10 protein-coding genes and 1 tRNA gene are annotated in these 10,983 nt (G+C 61.9%); 6 read left to right on the top strand and 5 right to left on the bottom strand.

The genetic code is table 11. The features are described from left to right. Positions 1-133 precede the first annotated feature (133 nt). Together AUP43_RS01420 and AUP43_RS01415 are read left to right on the top strand one after the other, a co-directional pair. Positions 134-220 (top strand) — tRNA-Leu (locus AUP43_RS01420). A 136-nt stretch (positions 221-356) separates the two neighbouring features. Then, positions 357-785, top strand: a complete 429-nt coding sequence (locus AUP43_RS01415) for a DoxX family protein (RefSeq protein WP_067551602.1) — start codon at positions 357-359, stop codon at positions 783-785. A gap of 68 nt (positions 786-853) precedes the next feature. Here AUP43_RS01415 and ggpS read toward each other — a convergent pair whose 3' ends face one another. The 3 genes from ggpS to AUP43_RS01400 are packed head-to-tail and all read right to left on the bottom strand — an operon-like array spanning position 854 to position 4,220. After that, on the bottom strand, positions 854-2,398 hold the full coding sequence (gene ggpS, locus AUP43_RS01410) for a glucosylglycerol-phosphate synthase (protein WP_067551599.1): 1,545 nt from the start codon (positions 2,396-2,398) through the stop codon (positions 854-856). Further along, a complete protein-coding gene (locus AUP43_RS01405) occupies positions 2,398-3,132 on the bottom strand; it encodes an HAD-IIB family hydrolase (protein WP_067551596.1) in 735 nt (244 codons plus the stop codon). The genes ggpS and AUP43_RS01405 overlap by 1 nt, the downstream gene beginning before the upstream one ends. Beyond that, a complete protein-coding gene (locus AUP43_RS01400) occupies positions 3,129-4,220 on the bottom strand; it encodes an NAD(P)H-dependent glycerol-3-phosphate dehydrogenase (RefSeq protein WP_084462415.1) in 1,092 nt (363 codons plus the stop codon). The genes AUP43_RS01405 and AUP43_RS01400 overlap by 4 nt, the downstream gene beginning before the upstream one ends. A 271-nt stretch (positions 4,221-4,491) precedes the next feature. Between AUP43_RS01400 and AUP43_RS01395 the strand changes: the two genes are divergently transcribed. After that, positions 4,492-6,135, top strand: coding sequence for an alpha-glucosidase (locus AUP43_RS01395; RefSeq protein WP_067551593.1), 1,644 nt, complete (start codon positions 4,492-4,494; stop codon positions 6,133-6,135). Between the two features lie 16 nt (positions 6,136-6,151). Beyond that, positions 6,152-7,150: a zinc transporter ZntB gene (locus AUP43_RS01390; protein WP_067551590.1), complete on the top strand. Its 999-nt coding sequence runs from the start codon at positions 6,152-6,154 to the stop codon at positions 7,148-7,150. A gap of 21 nt (positions 7,151-7,171) precedes the next feature. On the opposite strand, the gene AUP43_RS01385 is transcribed toward AUP43_RS01390, so the two are convergent. Next, positions 7,172-8,599, bottom strand: a complete 1,428-nt coding sequence (locus tag AUP43_RS01385) for a M20 family metallopeptidase (protein WP_067551584.1) — start codon at positions 8,597-8,599, stop codon at positions 7,172-7,174. Positions 8,600-8,884: 285 nt separating this feature from the next. On the opposite strand from AUP43_RS01385, the gene AUP43_RS19170 reads away from it, so the two are divergent. Beyond that, positions 8,885-9,490, top strand: coding sequence for a RelA/SpoT domain-containing protein (locus tag AUP43_RS19170; RefSeq protein ID WP_198154782.1), 606 nt, complete (start codon positions 8,885-8,887; stop codon positions 9,488-9,490). Between the two features lie 134 nt (positions 9,491-9,624). Next, positions 9,625-10,146 carry a hypothetical protein gene (locus AUP43_RS19165; RefSeq protein WP_198154781.1) on the top strand — a complete coding sequence of 174 codons (522 nt, stop codon included), beginning with the start codon at positions 9,625-9,627 and terminating at the stop codon, positions 10,144-10,146. A gap of 3 nt (positions 10,147-10,149) precedes the next feature. Here the strand turns inward: AUP43_RS19165 and radC are convergent, their stop codons facing one another. Then, positions 10,150-10,866: a RadC family protein gene (gene radC, locus AUP43_RS01380; protein WP_067551580.1), complete on the bottom strand. Its 717-nt coding sequence runs from the start codon at positions 10,864-10,866 to the stop codon at positions 10,150-10,152. Positions 10,867-10,983 lie beyond the last annotated feature (117 nt).

Raw genomic sequence — 10,983 nt, 5'->3', positions numbered from 1 at the left:
CCACACAAGCCCGGGGGTGACAATCGGGGAATAATCCACGGCCGGAATACAGGCTGGCGGCGCACCCCTTGCCACCCTCGCTTGTCTGGCACCCCGGCTTCGCGCTATCAATGCGCCGAGCCGGACCCGGGCAGCCCGCTTGGCGGAATCGGTAGACGCAGCAGACTTAAAATCTGTTTTCCGTATGGAAGTGCCGGTTCGAGTCCGGCAGCGGGCACCAGGGAGATTGTCGTCCAGTGGGCGACAATCTGTTTCGATAATGCCGAATTGTGCATAGTCGGCGAAAGCGCGATCTTCATCTCCAGCAAGGCGACAGGGTGCCGCCTGCGTTTTTTCCCCGAAGGAGGGAATGTGAGATGAACGCTTCCAACCATGTCGCCTATGCCGCGCTGATCACCCGCCTGTCGCTGGGGGCGATGTATCTGTCTCACGGCCTGCTGAAGCTGCTGGTGTTTTCCCCGGCCGGCACGGCGCAATTCTTCCAGAGCCTGGGGCTGCCGGGCGTCCTGGGCTATCTGACCATCCTGGCCGAGGTGGGCGGCGGGCTGCTGCTGCTGGCCGGCGTCGGCACGCGCATCGTGTCGGCGGCGCTGATCCCGGCCCTGCTGGGCGCGCTGTTCCTGGTGCATGCCGACAAGGGCTGGCTGTTCTCCGCGCCGGGCGGCGGCTGGGAGTATCCGGCTTTCCTGATCGCGACCTCACTTGTCGCGATCCTGCTGGGCAACGGCGCCTATGCGCTGGCCGACCGCATCCCGGCGCTGCGCACGCAGCGGCTGGCGTCGTAAGCGCCGGCGAATAAGACAGGGGGCGGCTTCCGGCCTGGAGCCGCCCTTTCGCCCCACGGCTCCCCGACCTATTCCCCGACTGGCGCGGCGGCGGCGGAGAGCGGCTGCATCGGGGCGGCTCCCTGCTCGCCATCGATATCGCCGAAGCGTTCCAGCGTGTGGTTGGCCCAGCGCGAGATGTCGTAATGCTTCACGGTCTCGTACATCGCGGCCATGCGCTCGGCCTTCTCCGATTCCGGCATGTCCAGCGCCTGGTCCAGCGCGGCGTCCATCGCGCGGGTGGAGTAGGGGTTGGCCAGCACGGCCTGCGGCAGCTCCACCGCGCAGCCGGTGAATTCGGACAGGATCAGCGTGCCCGGCGCGCCCTCCTTGGCGGCGACGAATTCCTTGGCCACCAGGTTCAGCCCGTCGCGCAGCGGGGTGATCAGGCAGATATCCGCCATCTTGTAATAGGCGATCAGCCGGTCGAACGGGATGGCGTTGGAGAACAGCAGGATCGGCGACCAGCGCAGATTGGCGTAGCGCCCGTTGATGCGCCCGGCCAGCGCCTCGATCTCGCGCTGGGTCTCGCGATAGATCTTCATGCCGCTGGCGGCGGAGACCGAGACCAGCAGCAGCTTCACCTTGTTGTGCAGCTCCGGCCGGCGCTCCAGCAGGCGCTCATAGGCCTCCAGCGTCTCCTTCATGCCCTTGGTGTAGTCGGTGCGACCGACCGTCACGATCAGGCGCTGGCCCTCCAGCTCCTCATTGATGGTGCGCTGGATCTGCCGGCTCGGCTCGCCCTTGATCAGCTCGCCGATCAGCTCCGGGTTGGTGCCGACCGGGAAGGCGTCCAGATGCACGGTGCGGCCGTTATGCGTGAGGCGCACCGGCGCTTCCGGCTCCGACAGCGCCATGCCGACCGGCGACATGCCGGGCTCGACCGGCACCGCCTGCTCGACCTCGACATTGCGGATCGAGCGCGCCACATCGGCGAAATTCTTGGAATAGCGCGGGATGTGGAAGCCGACCAGATCGCAATCCAGCAGGCTGTCGACGATCTCGGCGCGCCAGGGCAGCACGTTGAACACATCCGGCCCCGGAAACGGCGTGTGGTGGAAGAAGGCGATGCGCAGGCTGGGCTTGATCTGGCGCAGATATTTCGGCACCAGCCACAGATTATAGTCATGCACCCAGACCAGCGCGTCATCCTCGGCCTGGGCGGCGGCGGCTTCGGCGAACAGCCAGTTCACCTCGCGGAAGGTGTTCCAGTCGGCATTCTCGTAGCGGAACAGCCAGGGGAAGCTATGCAGGATCGGCCACAGCGCCTCCTTCGAGGTGACGTGGTAGAAGCTTTTCACCTGCTCGCCGGTCAGCGGCAGGCGGGATACGGCGTAGCTGCCATAGCTGTCCTCGATGCGGATGACCCGCTCGAACTTCTCCTGCTGCTTGGCGGCCACCTGCTTCCAGGCGACCCACGCGCCCTTGCCTTCCTCGATGCGGCCGAAGAAGCTTTTCAGCGTCGGCACGATGCCGTTCGGGCTCTTATTCTCGCGGTAGACCCGCTTGCCGTTCACGGTGGCTTCTTCGTAGGGCTGACGGTGATAGACGATCACCAGCGACGATTTCTGCATCAGGCGGCCTCCCGGCTCATATCGAAATGGCGAATGGCGTCGGCAATGCCGGCGGCGCCCGGATGGGGGCTGCGATAAACCCAGTCGAACCCGTCGATGGCCTGCACCAGCTTGGGCTCCGAATTGCCGACCGCGACGCCCTTCAGGCGGGTTTCGAACAGCGACAGATCGTTCAGCGTGTCGCCGGCGACCAGCACGCGGTCGGCCGGCAGCTTCAACGCCTCGACCAGGCGCAGCAGCGTCGGCCCCTTGGCGATGCCTTTGGGCAGGACGTCCAGGAAGGTCTCGGCCGACAGCAGCCAGTCGAAGCCGGCCTGCTCGATCTTCTCCAGCGTCTCCCGGCGCAGCACGGCGGGATCGTAGTAATAGCTGACGCGGCGCTCGAACGGGGTGGGCTGCAATTTAATGCCTGGCTCGTCGGCCAGCAGCGCCTTCACCCGGTCGCCGGCATCGCCCCAGCGCTCGGAGATTTCCGCCTGCACCTCGGGCATCGGCACGAAGTCGCGGCCCTGCACCACGGTGGTGCCGACATCGCCGATCACATAGTCCGGGTGCGGCATGCCGGGGGTGCGCACCAGCTCGCGGATGAAATCGATGTCGCGGCCGGACACGAAGATCAGCAGCGCGTCGCCGCGTGCGCTCAGGTGATTATACAGCTCGCGCCGCTGCGCGTCGCTGCCGCCCAGGAAGGTGCCGTCCAGGTCGGTGGCGAGGATGAGGTTATGCATGCTCATGCCGGGATCTCCGTCTCCGGTTCATCGTAATTAGCGGGGTTGGGCAGCGATATCAGCCCCTCCAGCTCCCGCGATTCGGCCTTGATCGGGCGGGTCAGCAGCGCCTTCATCGCGGCGTCGACCTCGACGCCGCCATAGATCACCGCATAGACCGCCTGGCAGATCGGCATGTCGACGCCCAGCCTGGCGGCCAGGGCGGTCACCGATTTGGCGTTCACCGCGCCCTCGGCCACGGATTTCTTGCCGGCCAGCGCCTCGTCGGGCGTCATGCCCGCGCCCAGCGCCTTGCCGAAGGAGAAATTGCGCGATTGCTCGCTGGAGCAGGTCAGCGTCAGGTCGCCGATGCCGGCCAGGCCGGTCACCGTCTCGCGCCGGCCGCCCAGCGCCTGGGCCAGCCGCTTGATCTCCGCCAGGCCGCGGGTGATCAGCGCCGCGCGCGGGTTGGAGCCGAAGCCGCGCCCCGCCGCGATGCCGCAGGCGATCGCCAGCACATTCTTCACCGCGCCGCCAACCTCCACGCCCAGCGGATCGTCCGACAGATAGGGCCGGAACACCGGGCTGCTGAAGCTGAGCGCCACGCGCGCCGCCAGGCTGGCCATCGCCGTCTCATGCGTCGCGCCGACATCCTCCGACGCGATGGTGACCGCCGTGGGCTGGCCCTCGGCCACCTCGTCGGCGAAGCTGGGGCCGGACAGGATGGCCTGCGGCCGGCCGGGCATCTCGTCGGCGATAACCTGGGTCATCAGCTTGCCGCTGTCGCCCTCGATGCCCTTGGCGCAGATCACCACCGGCACATCGGCGGGCAGCAGCGCCTCGACCTCGCGCGCCATGGCGCGCAGATATTGCGAGGGCACCACCAGCACGACGAGCTGGGTGCCCTTCAGCGCCTGCGCCAGATCGTTGGTGACCTTGATGGCGCCGGGAATCAGATGGTTCTGCAGGAAGGGGTTGCGCCGGCGCATGGCCACGCCTTCCACCACTTCCGGTTCGCGCGCCCACAAGGTTATTTTGCGCCCGGCGCGCTCCGCCGCCAGCGCCAGGGCGGTTCCCCATGCCCCTGCCCCAACAATGGCGATATGATCGAATATGCCTGCCGCGCCCGGAGAATCCGGGCCGGAGGGCGTGGCTGTGCCGCTCACGGGTCTTGGCCTCCGCTTGGATTATGATTGAATAAGCTTAGAGTGCAGCAGGTATATGTACAGGAACCCGATGAAAATTCCAACCCTGAGGAAATTTTCGTTATCCAACAGCCGTTTACAGTCTGAATACTGTGGATTTGCCGGAGATGTTTCTAGAATATGACACCCTGACGGATATGGATATGCTTTATCTTCCCCTTGATCTGATTTGCGAGGATTGATGAGTGAGTGGTGGCGCGGCGCAGTTATCTATCAAATTTACCCCAGAAGCTTTCAGGATACTAACGCGGATGGCATCGGCGACTTGCCGGGTATTCTGCAACGCCTGCCCTACATCGCCTCGCTGGGGGTGGATGCGATCTGGATTTGCCCGTTCTTTCGCTCGCCGATGGACGATTTCGGCTATGACATCGAGGATTATCGCGATGTCGACCCGATGTTCGGCACGCTGGACGATGCCGACCGGCTGATCCAGGAAGCCCACCGGTTGGGGCTGAAGGTGGTGATGGACATGGCGCTGAGCCACACCTCGATCCGCCATCGCTGGTTCCAGGATTCGCGGCGCAGCCAGGAGAACAGCTTTGCCGACTGGTATGTCTGGGCCGATCCCCGGCCGGACGGCACGCAGCCGAACAATTGGCTGTCGATGTTTGGCGGCCCGGCCTGGACGTGGGAGTCGCGTCGCCAGCAATATTATTTCCATAATTTCTTCCCCACCCAGCCGGATTTGAACCTGCATAATCCGGAGGTGCAGGATGCGCTGCTCGATGAATGCCGCTTCTGGCTGGATCGCGGCATTGACGGGTTCCGCCTGGATGCCTGCAATTTCCTGACCCATGACCGGCAATTGCGCAGCAACCCGCCGCGCCCCGACGGCGCGCCGCCGACCGAGGGGGTGCAGCCGGCCAATCCGTATAACCGCCAGCTCCATTTGTACGACAAGACCCAGCCGGAGACGCTGGAGTTTCTGAAACGGCTGCGCGCCCTGGGCGACAGCTACGGCGACGTGCTGCTGCTGGCGGAGATCGCCGACGATGACAGCCTGAAGGTCATGCAGGATTATGCCGGCCCCGGCGCGCCGCTGCACACCGCCTATTGCTTCGCCTTCCTGGGTCCGCAATTGGAGACCGAGCTGATCGCCCGCGCCTTCGACGCCTTCCATAATGGCCGCCGGCATGGCTGGCCGAGTTGGGCGTTCAGCAATCACGATGTGCAGCGCGTGGTCAGCCGCTGGGGCGGGCGCGACGCCCCGCCGGAATTCGCCAAGCTGCTGATCGCCCTGCTGGGCAGCCTGCGCGGCACCATCTTCCTGTATCAGGGGGAGGAGCTGGGCCTGCCCGAGGCCGATGTGCCCTACGAGCAGATCAAGGATCCCTACGGGCTGAATTTCTTCCCCGACTTCCCCGGCCGCGACGGCTGCCGCACGCCGATGCCGTGGGACGATAATGACCGCCATGCCGGCTTTTCCAGCGTCGATGGCTGGCTGCCGGTGCCGAACGAGCATCTGATGCGCAGTGTCGGGGCGCAGAATGTAGAGCCGGGCTCGGTGCTGAACTTCACCCGCGACTTCCTGGCCTGGCGCAAGACGCAGCCGGCGCTGGTGAGGGGCGACATCCATTTCGTCGCCACCGGGGAACCGGGGCTTGTCGCCTTCGTTCGGGCCGAGGGGGAGGAGCGGCTGCTGGCCGTGTTCAACACCGAGGATAGGATGCGCTGGATGCGCCTGCCGCGCCCGGTGCGCCAGGTGCTGGACGTGCCGCGCCTGGCCATTGGCCGGCTGGCCGGCGACCATGTCGAACTGCCGGGCCATGGCGGCTTCTTCGCGCTGCTGGAGCCGGCCCCGCATCTGGAGCCGGCGGATTAAGGGTTAGGAGAGACGCATGCTCGACAAGGCGCTGGTGCATGGCTGGGTGCTGGATGGCGCGGGCGGCGGCCGCAAGCTGACGCCGGAGACGGCGGCCCAGGCGCTGGCCGAGAGGCCGGGCCAGGCGGCGGCCGACCGGCCGGGCGTGCTGTGGCTGCATCTCGACCGTTCCGTGCCGGGGCTGGCGGCGTGGCTGGAGCATAGCGCCGGCCTGCCGCCGGCCGCCATCGACGCGCTGCTGGCCGAGGACACCAGGCCGCGCTGCGATAGCTGGCCGGACGGGCTGCTGATCAATCTGCGCGGGGTGAATCTGAATCCGGGGGCCGAGCCGGAGGATATGCTGGCGGTGCGCGTCTGGGCGACCGAGCGCTTCGTCGTCACGCTGCGGCTGAAGCCGATCATGGCGGTGCGCGCACTGGACGAAAGGCTGGCCGAAGGGCGCGGCGCGCACGATGTCGCCGACTTCCTGGCCCAGCTTGCAGAGGGGCTGACCGACCGCATGGCCCCGGTGCTGGACGACATGGAGGAGGCGCTGGACGCGATGGAGGAACAGGCCGAAACCGATCACCGCCAGGTCGAGATCGACGCGCTGACCTGGCTGCGCAGCAAATCCAGCCTGCTGCGCCGCTTCGTCGCCCCGCAGCAGGCCGCCGTGGCGCGGCTGGCCGCCTCCACCGAAAGCTGGATGGGCGACCTTGCCCGCCTATCGCTGCGCCAGACCGTGGACGATATCACCCGCTATGTCGAAGACCTCGACGCGCTGCGCGAGCGTGCCGCCATCCTGAAGGATGCGATCAGCCAGAAGCAGGCGGAACGCGCCAATCGCACGATGTATGTGTTGACCATCGTGGCCGGCGTGTTCCTGCCGCTGGGCTTCATCACCGGCCTGCTGGGCATCAATGTCGGCGGCATGCCCGGCGTCGACAGCGACATGGCCTTCTGGATCGTCTGCGCGCTTATCCTTGCCATCGGCATCGCCGAATGGCTGTTCCTGAAGCGTCGCGGCTGGCTGTAGGGGTAGCCAGGAACGCGCTGCCTACGCCGCGCGCCTCGCCGCAGTACCCTGGGCAGTACCCTGGGGAACGCCGGCGCCGTCGCCCAGATCCCAGAACAGGCCGGCCATCATCTGCAACCCCTCGCGGATGATCGGCAGCAGGGCGTGCTCGTTCGGCGCGTGCTGGGAGCACGACGCGTAGGAGTGCGGCACCCATACGGTCGGCAGCTTCAGCACCTCGGTAAAGATATCGTTCGGCAGGGAGCCGCCGAGATTCGGCAGGATCGCCGGCTTCACGCCCAAAGTGGACTGGATCGAGCCGACCGCCCATTTCACCCACGGGTCTTCCGGGTCAAGTCTTGTGGCCTGGAAATAGGCGTCGCGGCTGGGGGCAAGCTGGATCGCCTGGAAGCCGCGCGCATCCAGATGCTTGCGCAAGCTGGGCAGGAAATTCTCCGGGTCGCTGCCGACCACGAAGCGGATCTGGCAATGCGCCTTGGCCGAGGGCGGAATGGCGTTGACCGGGCGCTCCGGATTGCCGGTCTTGAAGGCCAGCACGTCGAAGCTGTTCCAGCCATAGACGCGCTCGGCCGGGGTCATGCCCGGCTCGCCCCACCATTCATCGACAGTCGGGCCGTCCTCGCCGCCATCGACGGTGCAGTCGGCCAATGCGACGCGCACCGAATTGGGGATCGGCGTCGGCAGGAAGCCGTCGACCAGGATCTTGCCGGTGGGCGAGCAGATCGAGGCGATGGCGTGCGCCAGGATCACGCCGGGATCGGCCAGCAGCCCGCCCCAATTGCCAGAATGATGCGCGCCCTCGCGCAGATCCAGCCACATGTCGAAATTGAAATTGCCGCGCGCGCCCAGGAAGATCGTCGGCCGGCCCGGCTGCAAACGCGGCCCGTCGGAGGCCAGCAGCAGATCGGCCGACAGCGCCTCATTCTCCTGCTCGCACAGTTGGCGCAGGCCGGGGGAGCCGGTCTCCTCCCCGGTCTCGATCAAAAGCTTGCAGTTGAAGCCCAGGCTGCCGCGCGCCTCGATCACCGATTTCAGCGCCTGGATATTGATCGAATGCTGGCCCTTATTGTCGGCCGTGCCGCGACCGTAGAGCCGCTCGCCCTCCTGCTTCAGCTCCCACGGGGTGATGCCGTCGCGCCATTGATCCTCAAGGCCGCGGATCACGTCGCCATGGCCATAGCTCAGCACGGTCGGCAGGTCCGGGCCCTCGATCCGCTGGGCGATCAGGAACGGCCCGCCATGCGCCACCGGGTTCGGCACGATGCGGCAGCTAAAGCCGATGGCCTCCAGCGTCGGCTGCATCTCGTCGGTCAGATAGGCCAGCAGCGCCGCCTTGCGCTCCGGATTCTGGCTCTCGGTCGGGATCGCCACCCGGCGCGCCAGATCCTTCAGGAACGTCCCATTATCGAGTTGCGCCACCGCATCCGCGATCGCCGCCTGCCTGGTCATGTCTTGCTATCCATCGGGTAGGGAAAGAGGAAAGCGAGTTTAGCGCCGGGGCGGAGGAGGGGGCAAGGTGGGGGTGCTAGGTGTCTGCGGTGTTTATTGTTTGAGAGAGTAATTCCCTCTGAGTTAAACTTTCCGGGAAGGACATTATTGAGCTATCAGTTGATGTAGTAGGCCATGCTGATCGTAGCGTTAGAGAGCTAAATCGCCCGCATATGCTTCATGCAAGAAAAATAGATAAAAATGTTTAAATTTAAATCGCAGTGAAGTTGCGCTAAGGAAATAGTGATGATTTCAAAAAACAAAATTGACAAGGCTGGGCAAATTTTATCTAGCGAATACACGGGGTATGATGAAAATATTTTGGAAATGGAATATTATTTTGATGAATATAGAAAGTCACATTTAACCCCTCTCACAAGATTAACTCTTGAAGTACAAGAATGGCTTAGGTCTTATAATAGGCACTATTTCATAGCGCAAAGATTGAAAAGAAAGCCGCAAATAATACGAAAATTGAAGAGATTTAGTGTTCGATTGACTCAGTTGCAGGATATTGGTGGGTGTAGGGTTATTGTAGAAAATAATAGTGATGTTGATAATGTTGTTTTGTTTATAGTAAAAAAAATCAATGAATCCAACTTTGCAAAAATAATAAAAGAGACGGATTACAGGGATTTTGGCAGGGATGATACAGGGTATAGAGCTTATCATATAATAATCAGTATCAATGGTTTGAAGTTAGAAATTCAAGTCAGAAGTAAAATACAGCACTACTGGTCTGAAAGTATTGAAAGGACATCCGTTATATATGGATATAGATTAAAAGAAAAGGACGGGCATTTTGATGTAATTAGTTATTTTAAAGAGTTTTCAAATTTTTATATCTCATAGAAACAAAACAAAAAATAGAAAAAAGAACAGAAATTGATCTGCAGCAGAAAAGAAAGATTGCAGAAAAGATAATCTATGATTCAAAAAACGGGAAAAATATATCTAGTCACGTAAATCAAGATATTATTAAAACAATGATGGAGAAAGAAAAAAGTAATTCTAATCAAATAAATAATTGGATATTGGTTTTTGATTGGAGTGATGGAAATTTTGTTACATGGGATATTGTTGGAAGAGATGCCGACGAAGCTGTAAAATTATATATGAAGTATGAATCTGATTACCCAGAAGAAGAAAAATATGAAGTGGTTATGATAGGAAGCTCAGATATATCCACAGTGCCACAAACACATAGTCACTATTTTGGTATTGACCATCATAATGCAGCCCTAGAAGGGATGGAAAAATCAATTATTGGACTTAGTAGAAGAAGTGAAGTGGATATAGGATCTAGAAGAATATTGCTATCTATGAAAAAGCGAAAACTTTGGGGAAAAAGATACATTAGCGTTGAGACATTAAAAAATCATTTCTGTCAAAATGTGGCAACGTTTGATACATCTTTAGAGTTTCTTAAAAAGAATGGATACATAATAGGGGATGATCCTATTTCTCTTGATATAAAGAAAAACCGAGATATTGGCGAGTTGGTTTAAACCTTACAACAGCCCCATCGCCTTGAAGCTGGCATGCTCCTCGCGGCCGATCACCAGATGGTCGTGCAGGGAGAGGCCGAGGGCCTTGGCGGCCGCGTCGACCTCCTTGGTGAGGTCGATGTCGGCGCGGCTGGGCGTCGGGTCGCCGGACGGGTGGTTGTGCACCATGATCAGGGCGGAGGCATGCAGCTCCAGCGCGCGGCGGATGATCTCGCGCGGGTAGACCGGCGTCTGGTCGATGGTTCCCTTCTGCATCACCTCGTCGGCGATCAGCAGGTTCTTGCGGTCGAGGAACAGCACGCGGAACTGCTCGATCTTCTCGAAGCCCATGGAGGCGCGGCAGTAATCCAGCAGGTCGCGCCAGGAGGCGATCACCGGCCGGTTCAGGATGCGCTGCTGCAACAGGCGCAGCGCGCCGGCCTGCACGCTCTTCAGCGCCACCAGCCCGGCCTCGCCGATGCCGTCGACCTGGCGCAGCGCCTGGGCGTCGGCGCTGATCACCTCGGCGAAATTGCCGAACCGGTCGATCAGCGCCTTGGCCACCGGCTTCATGTCGCCGCGCGGCCGGGCCAGGAACAGCAGCAGCTCCAGCAGCTCGTAATCCGGCATCGAGGCCCCGGAATCGGCCAGGAAGCGCGCCCGCAGCCGCTGCCGGTGGCCGAGATAATGCGGCTGCTCGGCATCCGCTTCGCCGGGTTGATAATTGTGCTGCTCGCTCACGCCACCACCCTACATCGATGCCCCGCCATTGAACGGTCGGCGCGGCCGGTTGGCAAGGGGGATGCGGGGCATATGGATGGAGAGGCCGGTGTACCACCCCCACCCCAACCCTCCCCC

This window comes from Oceanibaculum pacificum, from assembly GCF_001618175.1.
Lineage (GTDB): Bacteria > Pseudomonadota > Alphaproteobacteria > Oceanibaculales > Oceanibaculaceae > Oceanibaculum > Oceanibaculum pacificum.
The sequence above is the reverse complement of the archived record's forward strand: the minus strand, read 5'-3'. Positions and strand labels throughout refer to the sequence as shown.